18 protein-coding genes are annotated in these 19809 nt (G+C 71.3%); 9 read left to right on the top strand and 9 right to left on the bottom strand.

The annotated features are described in order from the left end of the window. Nucleotides 1-46 precede the first annotated feature (46 nt). Complete coding sequence (locus tag HJC40_RS19145; protein ID WP_250002472.1) at nt 47-1291, top strand: Nramp family divalent metal transporter; 1245 nt, start codon at nt 47-49, stop codon at nt 1289-1291. Between the two features lie 43 nt (nt 1292-1334). On the opposite strand, the gene HJC40_RS19140 is transcribed toward HJC40_RS19145, so the two are convergent. After that, nucleotides 1335-1946 carry a response regulator transcription factor gene (locus HJC40_RS19140; protein ID WP_250002471.1) on the bottom strand — a complete coding sequence of 204 codons (612 nt, stop codon included), beginning with the start codon at nt 1944-1946 and terminating at the stop codon, nt 1335-1337. A gap of 57 nt (nt 1947-2003) precedes the next feature. On the opposite strand from HJC40_RS19140, the gene HJC40_RS19135 reads away from it, so the two are divergent. Together HJC40_RS19135 and HJC40_RS19130 are read left to right on the top strand one after the other, a co-directional pair. Beyond that, nucleotides 2004-2654 (top strand): sensor histidine kinase KdpD, encoded by a 651-nt coding sequence (locus HJC40_RS19135; protein ID WP_250002470.1) that lies wholly within the window; start codon nt 2004-2006, stop codon nt 2652-2654. Between the two features lie 55 nt (nt 2655-2709). Next, nucleotides 2710-2913 carry a hypothetical protein gene (locus HJC40_RS19130; protein ID WP_250002469.1) on the top strand — a complete coding sequence of 68 codons (204 nt, stop codon included), beginning with the start codon at nt 2710-2712 and terminating at the stop codon, nt 2911-2913. Nucleotides 2914-3159: 246 nt separating this feature from the next. Here HJC40_RS19130 and HJC40_RS19125 read toward each other — a convergent pair whose 3' ends face one another. The 4 genes from HJC40_RS19125 to HJC40_RS19110 form a co-directional block, all read right to left on the bottom strand. Then, nucleotides 3160-3873, bottom strand: coding sequence for a hypothetical protein (locus HJC40_RS19125; RefSeq protein WP_250002468.1), 714 nt, complete (start codon nt 3871-3873; stop codon nt 3160-3162). Continuing rightward, entirely contained in the window at nt 3863-4429 is a 567-nt protein-coding gene (locus tag HJC40_RS19120; RefSeq protein ID WP_250002467.1) for a hypothetical protein, read from the bottom strand. The genes HJC40_RS19125 and HJC40_RS19120 overlap by 11 nt, the downstream gene beginning before the upstream one ends. Nucleotides 4430-4626: 197 nt before the next feature. Continuing rightward, the gene (locus HJC40_RS19115) at nt 4627-5514 is read right to left on the bottom strand and encodes an NAD-dependent epimerase/dehydratase family protein (protein ID WP_250002466.1); all 888 of its coding nucleotides are present in this window, start codon (nt 5512-5514) and stop codon (nt 4627-4629) included. 91 nt (nt 5515-5605) lie between these two features. Then, a complete protein-coding gene (locus HJC40_RS19110) occupies nt 5606-7594 on the bottom strand; it encodes a glycosyl hydrolase family 28-related protein (RefSeq protein ID WP_250002465.1) in 1989 nt (662 codons plus the stop codon). 189 nt (nt 7595-7783) lie between these two features. Here HJC40_RS19110 and HJC40_RS19105 point away from each other — a divergent pair, with 189 nt between their 5' ends. The 4 genes from HJC40_RS19105 to HJC40_RS46165 all read left to right on the top strand — a co-directional run bounded on the left by HJC40_RS19105 (nt 7784) and on the right by HJC40_RS46165 (nt 12532). Next, nucleotides 7784-8740 carry a hypothetical protein gene (locus HJC40_RS19105; RefSeq protein ID WP_250002464.1) on the top strand — a complete coding sequence of 319 codons (957 nt, stop codon included), beginning with the start codon at nt 7784-7786 and terminating at the stop codon, nt 8738-8740. A 38-nt stretch (nt 8741-8778) separates the two neighbouring features. Next, a complete protein-coding gene (locus tag HJC40_RS19100; RefSeq protein WP_250002463.1) occupies nt 8779-10005 on the top strand; it encodes a CehA/McbA family metallohydrolase in 1227 nt (408 codons plus the stop codon). 84 nt (nt 10006-10089) lie between these two features. Continuing rightward, nucleotides 10090-11304 carry a CehA/McbA family metallohydrolase gene (locus tag HJC40_RS19095; protein ID WP_250002462.1) on the top strand — a complete coding sequence of 405 codons (1215 nt, stop codon included), beginning with the start codon at nt 10090-10092 and terminating at the stop codon, nt 11302-11304. A 7-nt stretch (nt 11305-11311) separates the two neighbouring features. Beyond that, nucleotides 11312-12532, top strand: a complete 1221-nt coding sequence (locus HJC40_RS46165) for an EAL and HDOD domain-containing protein (RefSeq protein WP_250002461.1) — start codon at nt 11312-11314, stop codon at nt 12530-12532. Between the two features lie 12 nt (nt 12533-12544). On the opposite strand, the gene HJC40_RS19085 is transcribed toward HJC40_RS46165, so the two are convergent. From HJC40_RS19085 to HJC40_RS19070, 4 genes are all read right to left on the bottom strand, one after another. Then, nucleotides 12545-13702, bottom strand: coding sequence for an RNA polymerase sigma factor (locus HJC40_RS19085; protein WP_250002460.1), 1158 nt, complete (start codon nt 13700-13702; stop codon nt 12545-12547). A 27-nt stretch (nt 13703-13729) separates the two neighbouring features. Then, nucleotides 13730-14059 carry a YciI family protein gene (locus HJC40_RS19080; RefSeq protein WP_250002459.1) on the bottom strand — a complete coding sequence of 110 codons (330 nt, stop codon included), beginning with the start codon at nt 14057-14059 and terminating at the stop codon, nt 13730-13732. Nucleotides 14060-14145: 86 nt separating this feature from the next. After that, nucleotides 14146-15204, bottom strand: coding sequence for a LacI family DNA-binding transcriptional regulator (locus HJC40_RS19075; protein WP_250002458.1), 1059 nt, complete (start codon nt 15202-15204; stop codon nt 14146-14148). A 108-nt stretch (nt 15205-15312) separates the two neighbouring features. Then, nucleotides 15313-16431 (bottom strand): HAMP domain-containing protein, encoded by a 1119-nt coding sequence (locus tag HJC40_RS19070; protein WP_250002457.1) that lies wholly within the window; start codon nt 16429-16431, stop codon nt 15313-15315. Between the two features lie 171 nt (nt 16432-16602). Here HJC40_RS19070 and ahcY point away from each other — a divergent pair, with 171 nt between their 5' ends. Both ahcY and HJC40_RS19060 read left to right on the top strand, forming a co-directional pair. Beyond that, nucleotides 16603-18078 (top strand): adenosylhomocysteinase, encoded by a 1476-nt coding sequence (ahcY, locus tag HJC40_RS19065; protein WP_250002456.1) that lies wholly within the window; start codon nt 16603-16605, stop codon nt 18076-18078. 56 nt (nt 18079-18134) lie between these two features. Beyond that, complete coding sequence (locus HJC40_RS19060) at nt 18135-19784, top strand: sodium:proton antiporter (RefSeq protein ID WP_250002455.1); 1650 nt, start codon at nt 18135-18137, stop codon at nt 19782-19784. The last annotated feature ends 25 nt before the right edge of the window (nt 19785-19809 follow it).

Genomic DNA, 19809 nt, shown 5'->3' with positions numbered 1-19809 from the left:
TGCCGGTGGCACTCCTGGGACACCCGATCGGGGGACAGGACCGGCCATGGTGGTTCTCGACGTCGCGCTCCCGATCCGTCGACAGGTTGCGCGGGTGGCCCCCTGGTTCGGGCCGGCGTTCGTGGCCGCCATCGCCTATGCCGACCCCGGGAACTTCGCCACCAACTTCACCGGCGGCGCCACCTTCGGCTATCAGCTGGTCTGGGTCATCGTGGCGGCGAACCTGATGGCCATGCTGATCCAGTCGCTCTCGGCCAAGCTGGGTGTGGTCACCGGCCGCGACCTGCCGGAGCTCTGCCGCGAGCACCTGTCCCGCCGGACCTCGCGGGTGCTGTGGGTGCAGGCCGAGCTCGTCGCCATGGCGACCGACCTGGCCGAGATCATCGGCGGGGCGCTGGCGCTCTATCTCATCTTCGGCATCCCGCTGCCGGTCGGCGGGCTGATCACCTGTGTGGTGGCGTTCGCGCTGCTCGGTCTGCAGAAGCGGGGCGTACGGCGGTTCGAGGCCGTCATCGGCGGTCTGCTCGGAGTCATCCTGCTGGGCTTCGTCTACGACGCGCTGCGGGCCGGCACCGACGTCGCCGGGATCGCGGGCGGGCTCGTGCCGACGTTCTCCGGCACCGACAGCCTGCTGCTGGCCACCGGCATCCTCGGCGCGACGGTCATGCCGCACGTGATCTACCTGCACTCCGCGCTGACGAAGTCGCGGGCCCCGGCCGCCGCCGACCCGGAACAGCGGCGCACGGTGCTGCGCTGCCAGCGCGTCGACACGCTGGTCGCGCTGGCCCTGGCCGGACTGGTCAATCTGGTGATGCTCACGATCGCCGCGCGACTGTTCTTCGGCAGCGGCATCCCCGGCACCGACACCCTGGAAGGCATTCACGCCGGGCTCGGCGTCACCCTCGACCGGTACGCTGCCCTGGCCTTTGCCATCGCCCTGCTGGCCTCAGGGTTCGCGTCGTCGAGCGTCGGCACCTACGCCGGCCAGGTGGTGATGCAGGGCTTCATCGGCCGCACCATCCCGCTGACCCTGCGCCGGCTGGTCACGATGGCCCCGGCGATGGTCATCCTGCTGATCGGGGCCGACCCCACCGCCGCCCTGGTCTGGTCGCAGGTGGTGCTGTCGTTCGGCGTGCCGTTCGCGCTGGTGCCGCTGATCTGGCTGACCCGGCGCCGCGACATCATGGGCGACCAGACCAACCACCCGGTGACGACGGCCGTCGCCATGCTGGCCGCCGCTCTGATCATCGCGCTCAATGTGTTCCTGATCGTCCGTACTTTCGCCGTTTGATCCGGAAGGCCTCGGGAATCCCGCCGACCATGTCGACCTGGGGTCACAGCAATCCGGCGCTGCCCGCCAGCGCGGCTGCCTCGGCCCGGGTCGAGACGCGTAGTTTGCGCAGCAGGGTGGCGGTCTGCCGCTTCACGGTCCGCTCCGAGACGTGCAGCTTGGTGGCCATCTCGGTGGTCGACGCCCCGGCCGCGATGAGCTGGAGCAGGTCACGTTCCTCTTCGGACAGTGGTACGGAGATCCGCCGCGGCCCGGGCGACTGGGCCATCACCGAATGCAACAGGTCGGACGGCAGCACGACCCAGCCGTCCAGCGCGGCCAGCAGAGGCTGCAGCAGATCGGCCGGCTCGCTGCTCTTGGGCAGGAAACCCTCGGCCCCGGCCCGCAGCGCCTGCACCGCGGGCGCCGGGTCCTCGTCCCCCGACATGGCCAGCACGCGTACGCGGGGAGCCTCCTGCCGGATGGCGGCGATCGCCCGCACCCCGCCGGGTGGCGGCATGTGCAGGTCGACCATGACCAGGTCGGGCACGCAGCGGCGAACCATCCCGGCCGCCGAGGCCGCGTCGCCGGTGCTGTCGATCACGGTGGCCCGGCCGCCGCTGACCTCGGGCAGCAGCAGTTCGAGTCCCCGGACGAAGAGAGGGTGGTCGTCCACGATGGCGATCCTGATGCCAGCACGCATGGCGCGCGCATTCCCGGAAGAAGCCGACTCATGCGCGTGAGGCCGCGCCCCGCCGAGCCCGACGCCGCGCTACTGGCCCTCCGCAGCGTCTGCCACGAGTTGCGGCCGCCGATGGCCACGCTGTCGGCCCTGTTGAAGGCCATCGAGCACCAGTCCTCCCCGGAGCGCCGGGCGGCGATGTCCCAGCTGGCCGCCGAGCATGTGGCGCACGCCGAGGAGGTCCTCCGGCAGGCCGCCGCGGTCGCGCAGGGCATGAACACCCGACCGCCCGAGCCGGCGCCGCTCGACGAGGTGCTGCCGGTCGTGGCAGCCACCGCGCCGGCCGGCCGCCTGAGCGTGCGGGCCAGCCCGGCCGCGATGCGCTGGCGGGTGCATCCCCAGCACACCCGGCAGATCCTGATCAACCTGGTCGGCAACGCGGTGCGCTACTCCCCCGGCCCGATCCGGCTCGCCGCCCGCCTGCACGGCCGCCGGCTGCGGCTCACCGTGGCCGACGAGGGCGGTCCCAACCCCGACTTGATGACGGCCATGAGCCGGCAGAGCCCCCCGCCGGACGACCGCGGCCTGGGCCTGTGGGTGGTGCGCCAGCTGACGAGGGCGCAGGGCGGCACCCTGCGCGCGCTCCCGATCACGCCGGCCGGCCTGCTGATGGAGGTGAAACTCCCCCGCTGCCGCGGCTGACCCCGCGGGGCCACCGCGGGCCCGATCGGGTCAGACGACCGGGCACCCGGCATCCATGGGACTCGCGATACTGCTCCGGACGATCGTCCTCACCCCATGGCTGGCCGGCCTCTTCTGGCGCGGCACGGCCGACGTCGCGGCCGCGGTGCTGGCCGTGGCCCTGGTCGCCCTCTGGGTCGTGCCCCTGCTGCGCGACCAGGCCCAAGCCCGCCGCGTCGCAACCGGCGACCTGCGCCTGCGAGGCGTCGGCGCGAGCTAGCGCCGGCTCCATCTGAGCGCGGTTCCCGTACGAGTGGCACGATGCCGCCGAGGCTGAGGTCGCCCGCAAACTCGACCCGTCGGCGGGCACGGTGTCCCGCCATGGCCAAAACCTAGAGGCGCCCGGCTCGACGGATGCGCTCCGCCGCCGCATTTGCGGCTCGAATGCTTCCCGTCCGCCGGCGCAAAGCCTCGAGTTTCGCCGCATGAGCGCGGATCTGCTGGAGGTCGGCCGCGTATCCCTCCGTCATCTCGCCTGACCTTTCATCGCCCGCAGCACCCCCAGCGTCTCGGCGTAGGAGTGGAAACGCACGTCGCTGCGGTTCGCGCGCTCGGCCAGGGTGAGGACGAGGCCCCGTACGAGGGGAAGGGCGTCGATGATTTCGCGAACGTTGCCCGGTGTGTAATCCAGTCCCACGATCGTCGGGTGACGGCCGGCCAGCTCGTTCAGGTCGGCGATCTGGAATTCCTCTTCGTACTCGGGGGCGCGGTCGCGCAGGAACGCCCAGGAGTCGCGATACTCCGGCAGCACGTCGGCCTGGAAGAAGGACGCCTGCAGATCCGGGGCATCGAGATAGTCGCTGAGCACCCACGAAGGGTCGTCGTCGTGGGCGATCTCGATGCTGCCGTAGACGATGCCGATACCGGCGTCGCTGAGCCTGGCCCGGATGTCGGCCGGGGGAATCATGCGCCGCACGGGCTGCACCATCCGAGCGTGCACAGCCTCCGCGATCCGCAGAACCCGGATCGGGTCGCCGGCCAGATCCAGTACCGGCACCACCGAAGCCCGCGCGAGCCTGGTGTCGATCGCCACGGCCTGCTCGACGGAGATCTCCCGACCGTCGTCGAAGCGCGGATCGGGCGTCAGGTCGACCCCCAGCAGGTCGGCGCCCCACCCCTCGAGCTCGACGGCCTCGTCCACCGAGCGGACCCGGTCGACTTTGATCAGGCTATTCGTCATAGCGCACCACTTTCCCGCCCAGTTCGTCAGCGCCCCGGAAATCCCTCGGTACGACCCAGATCTTTCCCTGGGTACTCGTGGAGATCTTCCAATACGGCGACCCTTCCGGCGTGTGCCGACCGCCGCCGGGGTGAACTTGAATGTTCGTGACCTCGGGATGCCCTTCGATACGTACCTGCTGCGCCCGCAGCGAAGTTCCCCTCTTGGTGCTCTGCTCGACATGAGCCACGTGACCGGCAGCGGTGAATTGGTCGGCGATGTCCTGGGCTGATTTTCCCGCCACCGACCGTGGTTCGCTGACGACATTGTCGACAAAGCCGCGTGGGCTTACGACGTCTGGCCGGACCGCGCTGAGCGCGACGTCACCGTTGGTGTGTCGGTCACGGCCGATGTTCCCGGACGCTTCGCCGGCCCGCCCCGCTCGGAGCCGCGCCGACGCCATCTCCTGCTGAGCCGCCACGCTGTCGTCGCCCTCGCCGCCGGGCTTGGGACGTGGCGCGGGCGGCGGACCGTCATCACCGCCTCCGCCGCTTCCTCGCGATTTGGGCGGCGCCATGTGTCTCCCCACCAAGCGATGATTGCCATCGATGGGTGACTGTAGTTATCAGGCGCTACTGCACTAGCACACCGAGCGAGCCTGCCGACCGACTTGCCAAGCCGACAGGAAGGCGGGGAACAGCAGCTGTCCCGCCGCGCTTGCGCGGAGGGACAGCCGGACCAGGGCTGGCCGGCAGCGCGAGCGGCGTATAGCTCTCAGCGCGGGTTGGCGGCCACGAAGGCGGCGATGTATTCGTCCAGGCTGCGTTCGGGGCGCCAGCCCAGCTCGGCGGCCTTGGTGATGTCGGCCTGGCCTCGGATGCGTTCGCCGCGGAGGGCGGGGATCAGCTCGTAGGGGACGCCGAACATCTGGGCGACCTCGATCAGGGGCCACTCGTGGCCGGCGCCGAGCAGGTAGCCGTCGCCGCTGCCCTTCTGGGCGACCAGGACGATGCCGCGCACGATGTCGTCGATGTGGGTGAAGTCGCGGGTCTGGGTGCCGGGGGAGACGACCGGCAGGGGCTCGCCGCGCAGGTACTTGTCCTCGAAGATGCCGATCACCGTCGCGTACTTGCCGTTGGTGATCTGGCCGGGGCCGTAGACGTTGTAGAAGTACGTGATGGCGTAGTCGAGGCCGTACCAGCTGGCGTAGTTCCTGATGTACTCGATGTTCTTGGCCTTGGTCCACGCGTACGGGTTCAGGTGCTCGTCCTGGCCGTCGTTGCCGAACTTCGAGCTCGAACCGGCGTAGATCAGCTTGGCGCCGGCGGCCGAGGCGAACTTGACCACCTCTTTGGTCCCGAGGAGGTTGTAGTCCCAGGTCAGGTCGTGGTCCTCGAACGAGGTGACGATCCGGGAGTACTCGCCGAGGTGGAAGACGATCTCGGGGCTGGGCAGGCCGCGATCGGCCCAGATCTTGGCCAGGTCGGCGGTGGAGCCGTCGAGGTAGGTGACGCGGGGGTCGTTGACGTGGTTTTCCGGGACGCCCGTGAAGTAGTTGTCGAGCGACACGACCGCCGCCGCCGGATAGTCGGTGAGCAGGGTCTTGATCAGTGCGGAACCGACGAAACCGGCACCACCGGTGACCAACAGCGTGTGACTCAACGTAACTCTCCCGACTGACGACTCCCAGCGGAAAAGGCTACCAAGACCAGGCCGTCCCGCCCGAATCGTTCGGACGGGACGGCCGCATCGGCTACCAGGGAGCGGGGGCCGGAGGCGCGACCACCGGGGGCCGGTCGTCGCAGGTGATGGTGTTGGGCAGCAGCCACGGCGCGAGCCAGCCGCCGTCGTTGCCGCCACGGTCGGTCACGGTGAATTCGGAGCCGGCCGGGGTGAAGCCGAAGCTGCCGCAGTTGTTGACGCCGACCGCGCCGACGTTGCGGGCGTCGACGTTCTCGAAGGTCGCGCCGCCGGCCACCCGAGCGCTCAGCACGCTCGTACCCGTACCGTCGATTTTCAGGTCTTTGAAGTGGACGTTCGGGATCGAGTAGAGGTCCTTCACCGGCCAGTCCGAGACCATCATGATCGCGTTGTAGGTGCTGTCCAGGTAGTGGTCGTCGGTGACCTGGATGTCGGCCTCGATACTGCGGTCGAGCGCGAAGATCCAGATCGCGCCCAGGCCGATGTTCCAGTTCAGCTCGTACGTGCCGGCGCGCACCGTGGTGTTGCCGGTGATCTTCAGCGTGCCGGTGAACGGCTCGGCCCCGAACCGGGCGCCGGCGTGGATCGCACTGCCCTCGCGGATCGGGTCGGCGATCAGGTTGTTCGACACCGTGGTGTCCCGGCCGCCGTAGATGGCGATGCCGTTGGCCAGCACCGGCGTCTGCACGGTGTTGCGGTCGAAGGTGTTGCCGGCGTTCGTCGTCTTCTCGGCCCACATGGCCAGGCCGTCGTCGCCGCTGTTGCGGACGAAGTTGTTGCGCGCCGACGAGCCGGTGACGCCGGTGTGGAAGTTCAGGGCGTCGGCGATCTGGTCCACGATGATGTTGTTCTCGACCCGGGTGTTGGCCATCGGGCCGTCGAACCAGAGACCGACCTTGGTGTGCCGGATGTACAGGCCCTTGATCGTGGAGTCGCTCATCGCGCCGCCGACGCCGTTGACCTGGTCGGTGTCGATGCGCTCGCGGACGTCGCCCTGGATGGTGAAGCCGGAGAGGTGCACGTTGCGGCTGCCGCCGTCCTTGGCGTCCTTGCCGTAGAAGCCGACGCCGGTGTGCACCGAGCCGTCGGGCGCGGGCTCACTGAGCGCGACCTCGCGGCCCCGGATGATCGTGTACCAGTTGCCGGCGCCCTCGATCGTCACGTCGTCGACGATGATGTGCCGGTTGACCTGGAAGGTGCCCGGCGGGACGTACACCTTGAGGTTGGTCTTGCGGGCGAACGCGACGGCCTTGTCGAACGCGGGGGCGGAGTCGCGCCGGCCGGTCGGGTCGGCTCCGAAGGCCAGCACGTTGGCGGCGGCCAGGTTCACGTGGGGCAGGCCGACCAGTTCGGAGTCGAGCAGGTCGATGACCGTCCAGGGCACGGCCGACGACGCGGTGAGGCGGACCTTCTCGCCCGCCTTGACCGTGCGGCCCAGCAGCAGGCGCTGCTCGTCGTAGAAGTGGCTCGGCCGGAACGGCTTGGTGATCACCGGCGTGGGCGTGGTGGCGGCGGGCACGCAGGCGCACTCGGTGATCCACCAGTCCGGGTGCAGCAGGTCGGCGTTCGGGTCGTTGGTGAACGGATATTGGTTGTAGAGCCACGAGTACTGCGAGGTCAGCGTCATCGTCCGGCTGGCGCTGCCGGCCTTGACGGCCAGCGGGGCGGTCAGGCCGCCGCCGGTGGCCGCGTCCGGGATGCTGTAGCGCACGGTGATCGCGTTGGCCGCCCTGGGCACGGTGAACTCGACGTACTGACCGGGGGTGAGGCGGACGGCGGACCGGCCGGACGCCTCGGCGGGCAGCGTGTAGGCGGTGCGGTCGGGCCCGATGACCGTGCCGTTGGTCCGGGCCCGCTCGGCTTCCTGTTCGAGGAAGGGCACCGTGGCGCCGCGACCGGCGACGAGCGCGGGGGCGAGCGCGGCCCGGGTGACCGAGGGAGCGGCGGCGGGGGCGGCCTGGGCAGCGCCGGCGGGGACGGCCGCCACGGCACTCAACGCTATGACGGCCACGGCGACGGGCCGTCGGAGTTCCAAAAACATCGACGAACTCTTCTCTTCGCGGAGCGAGCGGGAGCAAGCGGGTGAGCGGGAGCAAGCGGGGTGAGCGGGAGCAAGCGGGGTGAGCGGGAGCAAGCGGGGTGAGCGGGAGCGTGGCTGTGACCATAAGATTGCTGTGACGTAGTCCACAAGGTTTGGTCCATTGTTTCCGGCAGATTGCTCGGTGCTTACGTGAGGTGGTCGCTTTCTTTCACGCTGGTTGCCCTGCTGCTCGCCGCTTGCAGCAACGCGCCGCAAGAGCCCGCGTGGACCAGGATCGATCTGCCGGCCGACGGAACTGTCGTGCTCAGCGAGGTCGCCGACTGCGGTGGGCAGTGGTGGGCAGTCGGAGCGGTCAGGACCGGGGAGACGACCCGTCCGGCCGCGTGGACCGGTCCACCGTGGCGGCCGGTGTCCTTCGCGCCCCGGCCGGAGAGCTACTACGGCCCGCGCCAGGTGATCCGGAGCGTCGCCTGCGCCGGTGACCGGGTCGTCCTGGTCGGCGCCACACCCGGCGGCGCGCACGGCAGCCCGCGGGTCAGCACCTGGCACCGCCGGCCCGACGGGAGCCTGGCCGAGAACGCGGCGCCCTTCGAGACGTACGGCGGGGACGAGGCCGTCGACGTGGGCCCGATCGCCGCCGGCCCGGCCGGTTTCGCGATCGCCGGTAACCGGACGAGCGGCGCGGCGGCCTGGTTCTCGCCGGACGGCACGACCTTCACCCTGAGCCAGTCCGGCCGGGCCGGCACGGCCGCACGCGACGTGGTGGCGCTGCCCGGCGGCCGGTGGCTGATCGTGGGGACCGGCGGCTGGACCGGCTCCTGGGCGCGGGACACCGAGCTCGGCGAGATGCAGCGGGCGGTCCGTGACGGTGACGACGTGCTCGCGGCCGGCCTCGACGGCGCCGACTTCCAGGTCTGGCGGCGGCACGACGGCGAGTGGCGGGTCACCGAGACGTTTCCGGGCGACCCCCGGGGCGTACGGTCGCTGGCTGTCGCCGACGGCCGGAGCGTCGTCGCCGGCGGTGGCCTGTGGATCGCCGGCGAGCGGCGCGAGGCCCCGGCCGAGCCGGTCGCCGTCGCCGCCCGCGGTTCCACTGTGCTGCTCGCCTCGGACGACAGCCTCTGGCAGACCACCGTTCACCGCTGAGACATCCATCGCTGTCGCTGCCTTGGGATGCTCGGGCCATGACCGGCCACGAACACCACCACCACTCCCCCGATCCCCTGACCCGCCGATCCCTGCTCGCGGCGTCCGGCGGCCTGCTGATGCTGGCGGCCACGCCCGGCACCGCGCACGCGGCCACCGCCGGCGTCGCCGTCGACGGCTCGCCGAAGCGGGCCACCGGCGCCTCCCGCACCTCGCGGCTCACCCAGGGCACCGCGCTGGTCCACGCCGACCTGCACAACCACACCCTGATGTCGGACGGCGACGGCGACCCGGCCAACGCCTTCGCCTCGATGCGCTCGGCCGGCCTCGACGTCGCCGCGCTGACCGACCACACCACGCTCTTCGCGGTCGAGGGGCTCTCGTCGTCGGAGTGGCGACGGGCCGGGCAGCTGGCCGACGCGGCCAACGTGCCCGGCGTCTACACCGCGCTGCGCGGCTTCGAGTGGTCGCACCCGCTGCTCGGGCACGTCAACGTCTGGTACACCGGCGGCTTCACCGACCTCGGCGGCTCCTCGAGCATGGGCCGGCTCTACGACTGGATCGAGGGGGCGGGCGGCATCAGCGGCTTCAACCACCCCGGCCGCGAGCTGCTGCGGTTCAACGACTTCTCGTACGACGCGAGCCTGCGCGACCAGATGGTCGGTCTCGAGATGTTCAACCGGGGCGACGACTACCTCTTCGACGGCTGGTCGAACGGGCAGAGCTCGCCGCTGAACGCGTGCCTCAACGCCGGCTGGCGCACCGGGCTCACCGGCGTGACCGACGAGCACGGCACCGACTGGGGCTTCCCCGAGGGCAAGGGGCGCACCGGTCTGTGGGTCGCCGAGAACACCCGCAACGGCGTGCTCGAGGCCATGCGGGCGCGGCGCTTCTTCGCCACCCGGGTCAGCGGCCTGCGGCTGGACGCCACGGCCGACGGCGTACGGATGGGCGGCAGCCTGCCGGTCGCCCAGGGCGACGTACGGTTCGCGGTCGACCTCGACCGGGGGCCGGAATGGGCCGGCAAGCCGCTGCGGCTGCAGGTGCTGCGGCCGGGCTCGCGGGCGCCGCAGGTGGTCGACGTGATCGACACGACGGCCGGCGTGACCGCCGAGTTCACCGTGCCGCTCGACCTGGCCGACGGCGCCTGGGTGGTCCTCAGGGTGTCCGACCCGGCCCAGGCCAACGCGTCGCCCGGCCCGGCCGGGCACCCCTGCAACGACTGGGGAGTGGCCTACTCGAGCCCATGGTGGCTCTCGGCCTGACCGGACGACCTCATACGGACCAATCCGCGTGCGCCCTTGCGCGATTCACCCGCCCGTCACCCGGGGCCTTGGCATGCTCCTCGGGTGAGCGCGAACCAGCACCGAGTCCGACGCCGATCCCTGCTGACCGGCGCCGGCGGCCTGCTCGTGCTGGCCGGAACCCCCGGCCACGCCCGAGCCGCGCCCGCCGGCGCCCGGCGGCGGTCGCGGGTCACCCACGGCACCACCCTGGCGTACGCCGACCTGCACAACCACACGCTGCTGTCGGACGGCATGGGCGAGCCCGAGCTGGCGTTCGCCTCGATGCGCAAGGCCGGGATCGACGTGGCCGCGCTGACCGACCACGCCACCGACTCGGCGTTCATGGGGCTGACGAGCCACAAGTGGCGCAAGCTGGGCGCGCTGGCCGACAGCGCGTACCGGCCGGGCGAGTACACGACGATGCGTGGCTTCGAGTGGTCGCACTCGCACCTCGGCCACATCAACATCTGGGGCACCGACGACTTCACCGACCTGACCGACTCGGACGACACCGCCGCGCTCTACAAATGGCTGGCCGGCACCTCGGGGATCGCCTCCTTCAACCATCCCGGCCGCCAGCGCGAGCAGTTCGGCGACTTCGCGTACGACCCGCGGCTGGCCGGTCACATGGTCGCGCTCGAGATGTTCAACAGCGGCGACGACTACCTCTTCGGGGGCTGGCCCACGCACCGCTCGCCGCTGGTGGCCTGCCTCAACGCGGGCTGGCGGACCGGGCTCACCGGGGTCTCCGACGAGCACGGCAGCGACTGGGGACACGACGAGGACAAGGGGCGTACGGGTCTCTGGCTCTCGCACAACACCCGGGCCGGGGTGCTGGCCGCCATGCGGGCGCGCCGGTTCTTCGCCGGCCGGGTGGACGAGTTGCGCCTGGACGCGACGGCCGACGGCGTACGGATGGGGGGCCGCCTGCCGATCACCCGGGGGGACGTGACCTTCCGGGTCGACCTCGACCCGGGGCCGCGCTGGGCCGGCCGGCCGCTCTGCCTGCAGGTGCTGCGGCCGGGCTGGGACACGCCCGAGGTGGTCGACATGGTCGACCTGACCGGCGGGCCGGTGGTCAAGGTGACCGTGCCGCTCGACATCGCCGACGGCGACTGGGTCGTGCTGCGCGTCTCGGACCCGACCCTGGAGAACCCGACGCCGGGCCCGGTGGGGCACCCGTGCAACGACTTCGGGCTGGCCTATTCGAGCCCGTGGTGGCTGACCGGCGGTTCCGTCCGCGCCAAGTCGTCAAGTTCCCATCGGCCCGGCCGATAGGCAGCGCGTGAGATCATCGGAGTCAGCGGACGGCACCAAGCTCGTGCACGTCGGTCGCCAGCCGATCTTCGATGTGCACGGCGACGTGGTCGCTTACGAGTTGCTCTTCCGCGGGAGCATGGACGCCGTGGCGGCCGGGCGGCAGGACACCTACGCCACCAGCACGGTGATGATCAATACGTTCACCGAGTTCGGCATCCGCGAGGTCGCCGGTGACCGCCTCTGCTTCATCAACCTGACCCGCGAGTTCCTGTCCGGCGAGCTGCCCCTGCCCTTCGGCCCGGCCCAGGTGGTGCTGGAGGTGCTGGAGACGGTCGAGATGGACGACGAGGTGGTCGCCGGGATCACCCGTCTGGCCGAGGCCGGCTATCGCATCGCGCTCGACGACTTCGTCTGGGGCTCCGGGCACGAGCAGCTGTTCGGCCTGGCCTCGTACGTCAAACTGGATCTTCTCGACGGCGATCTGAGCGACCTCGACGAGGTGGTCGCGGCGGTCCGGCAGTTCCCGAACGTCCAGCTGGTCGCCGAGCGGCTCGAGACCGACGAGCAGCTCGCGGTGGCCGATCGCTACGGCATGGAACTGCGCCAGGGGTACGTGCTGAGCCACCCCCAGGTGCTGACCGTGGCCAGCCTCTCGCCCTCCCGCCTGCGCCGCCTCGAGCTGGTCACCGCGCTGAGCGCTCCCGACGTCGACATGCCCCGCATCGTCGAGATCATCGGCAGCGACCCGGCGCTGTCCCTGCGCGTCCTGCGGGCCAGCAACTCCGTCGCGGCCGGGCACGCCAACCGGGTCTCGTCGGTGCGCCAGGCCGTGGTGATGGTCGGGCTCAAGCACATCCGCCAGTGGGCGATGCTGATGGTCCTGGACGACGTCGGCGGCGCCACCGAGGAGCACATGCTCGGGGTGCTGACCCGGGCCCGGCTCTGCGAGACCGTCGCGCAGCGGTTCAACGCCGCCCCCGACGCGGCCTTCATGACCGGGGTGATCAGCGGTGTGGCCAAGGTGCTGGGCATCCCGCCGGCCGAGATGGCCGAGCAGTTCCCGCTCGCGCCCGCGGTCACGGCCGCACTCACCAGCCACACCGGGCGGCTGGGGCAGGTGCTGCTCGCGGTGGACGCCTACGAACGCGGCGAGCTGGGCGCGTTCGACCTGGCCAAGCAGTACATGGACGCGGTGCGCTGGTCGACCCGCGCGCTCGACGCCTCGAACCGCCTCGCGGCCGCCTGAGACCGCACGGGGCTACATCTCCGCGGCCCGGGTCAGCAGGGCCCGACGCTCCGGCCCGTCCGGGGTCGCGTCGGCGGCCTCGCGGAACAGGGTCGCGGCCCGTCGCCGGTCGCCGGCCCGGGCGGTCAGGTCGGCCTCGACCGCGATGACCATGGGGTAGTCGTCCCGGATCTCGCGGACCTCGCGCAGCAGCGCCAGTCCGTCCGCCGGGCCGAAGGCGTAACCGTGCGCCACCGCCCGATTCAGGTTGACCACGGGGGTCGGCTGCACCCGGGCCAGTTCGTCGTACCAGAGCGCGATCGAACGCCAATCGGTGTCACCGGGCGTCGCCGCGGTGGCGTGACAGGCGGCGATGCGAGCCTGCAGGGCGTACGGGCCCTCGACCGGCGTACGCAGCAGGATCCGCAGGGCCTCGGCGATGGCGGCCCGATCCCAGGCCGCGCGGTCCTGCCGGTCCAGCGGCACCAGCTCCCCGGCCACGTCGCGCCGGGCGTGCCGCCGCGAGTGCTGCAGCAGGAACAGCGCCAGCAGCGACGACACCTCGGACTCCGCGGGCATCAGCGTCGCCAGGAGCCGGGCCAGCCGGATCGCCTCGTCGGCGAGGAGCGGCTCGCCGTCGTACCCGCGGTTGAACAGCAGATAGAGCACCGCCAGCACACCCGAGAGCCGCTCACCCAGCGCTTCGCCCTCGGGCACCCGGTACGGGATCCGGGCCGCCGCGATCTTGGACTTGGCCCGGGTGAGCCGGCGGGTCATCGTGGCCTCGCTGACCAGAAAGGCGCGGGCGATGTCACCGGTCGAGAGCCCGGCCACCGTACGCAGAGTGAGCGCGACCCTCGCCTCGAGCGCGAGAGCCGGATGGCAGCAGGTGAAGATCAGCTGGAGCCGGTCGTCCTCGTCCTCGTGCGCCGGACCGGTCATGGCCACCTCCCGCAGCTTGCGCTCCTCCACGGCCGCCCGGCGCAGCACGTCGAGGGCCCGGTTCCGGGCGACCGTCACCAGCCAGCCGCCCGGATTGTCGGGGACGCCGTCCCGTGGCCACCGTTGGAGCGCGGTGGCCACGGCGTCCTGCGCGCAGTCCTCGGCCAGCGTCCAGTCGCCGGTCAGCCGGATCAGGGTGGCGACGATGCGCCCCCAGTTCTCCCGGTGGGCGGTGACGACGGCTTCCATGCGTCTCCTCGCTCGACGACCGACCGGTCAGAGGTCGGCGTAGGGCCGGAGCTCGACCCGGCCGCCGTGGGCCATCGGGTGGGCCGCCGCGACGGCGATCGCCTCGTCCAGATCGGCGCACTCGAGGATGTCGAAACCCACGATGACCTCCTTGGTCTCGGTGAACGGCCCGTCGGTCAGCAGCACCTCGCCGCCGCGGACCCGCACGGTGGTCGCCGCCGTGGGCGGGGCCAGCACGTTCCCCTCGACCCGGCGCCCGGCGGCGTCGTTCTCGGCCACCCAGACGTCGATGTCGGGCACCCGGGACTCGTCGGTCTCGGGCTCGGTGTCGGTGCAGACGAACATCATGTACTTCATCGTTGTCTCCCTCGATCGTGCTGCCTGCCTGTCATCGGGATGACGAACGGCCCGCACCCGATCCGGACCGACCCCGGAAAGATATTTCAGAACAGCGGCAGATGGATCGGGGTGAGCACCTGAACGGCCGACGAGGTCGAGCACACCGGGCCCGGCACGGCGCCGAGCGCCCGCAGCACGGCCAGGCAGGCCGAGCGCAGGTCGGAGCGCAGATCGTGATGCAGCACAGCTGACAGGCGTCCGGCGCGCAGCAGAGCGACGCTCTGCTCGTCGAGCCCGTGGGCCACGAAGACGTCATAGTTGCGGCGCTCGGCGGCGAAGCCGGCCCGCACGGCCTCGGTGCCGCCGCTCACGGGGGTGTAGACGGCACGCACCGAGGGACTGCCGGCCAGTTCGGCCCGCAGCCGGTCAGGGCCGGTGACGAGCAGCCGGCGGTTCGGGGCGCGGGAGCTCAGCTCGGCCCGGAAGCCGGCGACCCGGCGCCCGGCGGCGCCCGAGGCCACCACCAGCACGTCCCCGGCCCGATCGGCCAGCCACTGCTCGACCAGGTACGCCGCGGTCGCGCCGGCCCCGGCCTCGTCCAGACCCACGTGCGCCACCCGCTTGCTCGCGGGCAGGTCGGCGCCGAGCGTGACGACCGGGATCTCGAGGTGCCCGACGGCCTCCACCAGCTGCGCCGCGAGCGGGGTCTCTGATCGCCGGCCTCCCGGCGGCTCGGCTCCCGGCGGGTCGGCTCCCGGCGGGTCGGCTCCCGGCGGGTCGGCTCCCTGCGGCTCGGCTTCCGGCGGGTCGGCGGCCTCCAGGATCAGGCCGTTCGAGCGGGAGCGGGCCACCCGGGCCAGCGCGGCGAGCGGGTCGGCGGCCGGGTGCAGCCGGGTGCGGATCACCGCGGGACGCAGGCCGGGCAGCTCGGCGCGGAGGGCGGCCCCCACCCGGGCCGGGTCGGCCACGATCAGGTCGATCGTGAACCGGGGCGCGGGCAGCGGCGGCCCGGTCCGCTGCCGGTCGAGCGCGGCCATGGCCAGCCGGACTTCCCGTACGGTGCTCGCCCGCACGCCGCCGCGCTCATGCAGCACGCGGTCGACGGTGGCCAGGCTGAGCCCGGCCTGGTCGGCGATCTCGCGGATCCGGTACGGATGCTTCACGAGAGACCACACCTCCACCCCGGGCCCGCGTCGGGCGGGTTCAGGATGAGGGGTTTCTGATGGCTTATGGAAGAGCTTTGATGTGTGGTCAGTCCATCAAGCGACTGGTCACGCGTCACCGTTCAGCAGGGCGACCATGTGGCGGTGCTCGTCGGCCATCTGGGCCAGCAGGAGGTGGCGCTGGGTGGCCGGCATCTCGGGGTTGTCCATCAGCTGATCCAGCTGAACGCCCAGGTCGGCCAGGCTGGGACGCAGCTCGGCGGCCCGGTCGAGGACGGGCGCAGGAGCAGGAATCGGAGCAGGCGCCGGCTCGTTGTCGGGCGCGGCAACCGGGGCCGGCGTTCCGGTCGGGGCCGGCGCTCCCGTCGGGGCCGGCGCTCCCGTCGGGGCCGGGGCTCCGGTCGGGGCGGGCGCTGCCGTCGGGGCCGGGGCTCCGATCGGGGCGGGCGCTTCCGCCGGGCCGGATGCCGCATCACGGGCGGGCGCCGGATCGGAAGCCGGTCGCTGCGCCTGCACGGCTTGCATTTCGACTGTCGGGCCCGTCACACCGGCCGGCATCCGATTCACGCCGGCGTCGGCGTGATCGGGCGGGGCGGCCGAGGGTGAGGTGGAGCGGGCCCGGACGAGCAGGTCGTTGACCGTGGTGGTCAGCTCGGCCACCTCGCGTGGGCTCGTCACCTCGGGCAGGCGCTGGTCGGGGTCGGCCGGGTCGAGCTCGCGCGCGGCGGTCAGCAACCGCTGGAACGGTCGCAGCACGAGCCCGGTGGCGAACCAGACCCCGGCCGCGCTCAGGAGGGCCGCGAGCAGCACCAGCAGATCCACGACCAGCACGTTATCGTCGTGCTGCTCGGCCAGGTCGTCCAGGCTGACCAGAACCTGCAGCTGGGCGCCGGAGACCAGGGTCTCGGCCAGCGACCGCCACTCGTCGTCGCCCGAGCTGACCGTCGAGTAGCCGTCGCTCACCGGCAGCGGGAAGCCGGCCGACGAGCCGACCTGCTTGAGCATCTCGCCGTCGGCGAGCAGCCGGATGGCGAACGTCCCGTCGGTCGGCAGCGAGCCGTTCTTGACCGCCGCGGCCCGCACCTGTCCGGCCCGCGCGGCCAGGACGCGGTCGAGGTCGTCGCGGTCGCGGTGGTCGATGCGCACGACGATGACCAGCCCGGCCAGCGCGACCACCAGGGCCACGAGCACGGTCACGATGAGGGTGAGCTGAGTGCGGAGCCTCATGGCCGGGGCAAGATCCTCACGACGTAGGCGGGAAAGCAGTCTGGCACTCGGTTAAACTAGACCTGCCCGCGTCGAGAGGCGCTGCGACGGACACCGGCAGGCCGGTCTCCGCCACGCTCGGCCCGGGTTGTTGACCTCAAGGGCGCCTCCTGATGAGGGAGGAGCCCTCGCGTGAGCACAGATCTTGCCAAAAGTCGTCTGACCACCGTCAACGGGGTCGAGTTCGCGGTTGCTGACCTTTCGCTGGCCGAGGCCGGCCGGCACCAGCTGCGTCTGGCCGAGCACGAGATGCCCGGTCTGATGTCGCTGCGCAAGGAGTTCGGTGAGTCGCAGCCGCTGCGCGGCGCCCGCATCGCCGGCTCGCTGCACATGACCGTCCAGACCGCCGTGCTGATCGAGACGCTGGTCGCGCTCGGCGCCGAGGTGCGCTGGGTGTCCTGCAACATCTTCTCGACGCAGGACGAGGCGGCCGCCGCCACCGTCGTCGGCCCCACGGGCACGGTCGACGCGCCCGCCGGCGTGCCGGTCTTCGCCTGGAAGGGCGAGTCGCTCGAGGAGTACTGGTGGGCCACCATGCGGCTCTTCGACTTCGGCGACGGCCAGGGTCCCAACATGATCCTCGACGACGGCGGTGACGCCACCCTGCTCGTGCACAAGGGTGTCGAGTTCGAGGCGGCCGGCGCTGTGCCGCAGGCCACCGAGGACGACAACCACGAGTACCGGATCATCCTCGAGACGCTGCGGGCGAGCCTGGCGGAGGACCCGCAGCGGTTCACCCGCATCGCGGCCGACATCCGCGGTGTCACCGAGGAGACGACCACCGGTGTGGCCCGGCTCTACAAGCTGGCCAAGGAAGACGCTCTGCTCTTCCCGGCGATCAACGTCAACGACGCGGTCACCAAGAGCAAGTTCGACAACAAGTACGGCATCCGGCACTCGCTGGTCGACGGTCTCAACCGGGCGACCGACGTGATGCTGGGTGGCAAGCTGGCCCTCGTCTGCGGCTACGGCGACGTCGGCAAGGGCGCGGCCGAGACGCTGCGCGGCCAGGGCGCCCGCGTCGTGGTCACCGAGGTCGACCCGATCTGCGCGCTGCAGGCCGCGATGGACGGCATGCAGGTGGCCCGCATCGAGGACATCATCGGCGAGGTGGACATCTTCATCACCACCACCGGTGGCACCGACATCATCACGGTCGAGCACCTGTCGGCGATGAAGCACAACGCCATCGTCGGCAACGTCGGCCACTTCGACGACGAGATCGACATGGCCGGCCTGGCCAAGGTCCCGGGCATCGAAAAGGTCGAGATCAAGCCGCAGGTGCACGAGTGGCGCTTCCCGGACGGCCACGCGGTGATCGTGCTGTCCGAGGGTCGCCTGATGAACCTGGGCAACGCCACCGGCCACCCCAGCTTCGTGATGTCGAACTCCTTCACCAACCAGGTGATGGCCCAGATCGAGCTGTGGACCAAGCCCGGCGAGTACGAGAAGCAGGTGTTCGTTCTCCCGAAACACTTGGATGAGAAGGTGGCCCGGCTGCACCTCGACGCCCTGGGTGTCCGGCTGACCACGCTCACCAAGAAGCAGGCGGAGTACCTCGGCATCGACGTCGAGGGTCCGTACAAGCCCGAGCACTACCGCTACTGACAGCCGCTTTCCCCGCCCGGCCGCATCGGTGGGGCTGGGCGGGGAAAGATGGTTTTGTGCACGTCGAGGAAAGTCTGCTCTTCATCCTGGCCGCCGTCGCGGTGATCATCGCCATGCGGTGGATCGCGGCGCGGACCGGGTTGCCGGCCGCCGCACTGCTCACCATCGCCGGCATCACGTACGCGGTCCTGCCCGGGCCGAACGTCGAGCTCGAACCTGAGCTGATCATGACGTACGTGATCCCGCCGCTGCTCTACAGCGCGGCGCTGGACTCCTCGCTGCTCGACATCCGCCGGCACCTGCGCACCGTGATCAGCCTGTCCGTGCTGCTAGTACTGGCCACGGCGCTGCTCATCGGCGTCGGCATCAACCTGTGGGTGGGCGGCGCCACGCTCGCCGCCGGCATCGCGCTCGGCGCCGCCGTGGCCCCGCCCGACCCGGTCGCCGCGCTGGCCGTCGGCCGCCGCGCCGGGCTGCCCGGCAAACTCATCACGCTGATCCAGGGCGAGGGCCTGCTCAACGACGCGACCGCGCTCACCATCCTCACCGTGGCGATCGCGGCCGCCGACGGTGACGGCTTCTCCTTCCCGTCGGCGACCGGCAAGTTCTTCGTGATGGCGATCGGCGGTGTGGTCGCCGGTGTGGTGGTGGCCTACGTCATCCGCTTCATGCGCCCGCTGCGCAAGGACCCGCTGACCGCGAACGCGATCTCGCTGGCCGCCCCGCTCGCGGCCTACGTGTTCGCCGAGTCGGTGCACGTCTCGGGCGTGCTCGCGGTGGTGATCGCCGGCCTGATCATCGGTCACGACTCGTCCCGGCACAGCGTCGCGGCCAGCCGGCTGCAGACGACCGCGGTCTGGCGGCTGGTCGACTTCCTGCTCGAAGGCCTGGTCTTCCTGCTGATCGGCCAGCAGCTGCCGATCGTGGTCGACGAGCTGAGCAACTACTCGACGGGGACGATCGTCACCGCCGTGGCTGTGACCGTCGGCGTCACGCTGCTCCTGCGGCCGCTCTGGCTGATCCTCACCCAGCTCCTGCCCCGGTCGCTGCACCTGCGGCTGGGCGGCGAGGACCTGGTCGAGGCCGACTCGGCCGGGGCCGCGGAACGCAACCGCGACATGGAGAAGGCGCTCAACGGCCGGGAGGTCACCGCGCTCAGCTGGGCCGGCACCCGAGGGGTGATCAGCCTCGCGGCGATCTTCACGCTGCCCGCCTCGGTGCCCAACCGGGGACTGCTGCACTTCTGCGCGTTCGTGGTGGTGCTGGTGACCCTGCTCGGCCAGGGTCTGACCTTCGCGCCCCTGGTGCGCTGGCTGGGCCTGCGGGCCAACAAGGCCGACGAGGCCCGCGAACGCAACGAGGCCCGGTCGGCGGCGGTGCAGGCCGCGATCGACCGGCTCGACGACATCCGGGCCGAGGAGCACGATCACGTCGAGGACGTGGCCATCGAAGGCATGCGCCGGCAGCTGGAGGTCCGCCTCGAGCGTTACCGCCGCCGGCTCGACCTGCTCGAAAAGTCCGATTCCGACCAGGTGCCGATCTCACATCAGTACGAGGCCGCGCTGATGGTGCGCCGCATGACGATCGAGGCCCAGCGCGAGGAACTGCTCCGCTGGCGCGACGCCGGCAACCTCAACGACGAAGGCCTCCGCATCCTGGAGCGCGAGCTCGACCACGAGGAACGCCTTCTTCCCGACCGGTCTTAGATTTCCGGCCCGACCACTCACGCAC

Source organism: Actinoplanes sp. M2I2, assembly GCF_023544445.1.
In the GTDB taxonomy this organism is placed as follows: domain Bacteria; phylum Actinomycetota; class Actinomycetes; order Mycobacteriales; family Micromonosporaceae; genus Actinoplanes.
The sequence above is the reverse complement of the archived record's forward strand: the minus strand, read 5'-3'. Positions and strand labels throughout refer to the sequence as shown.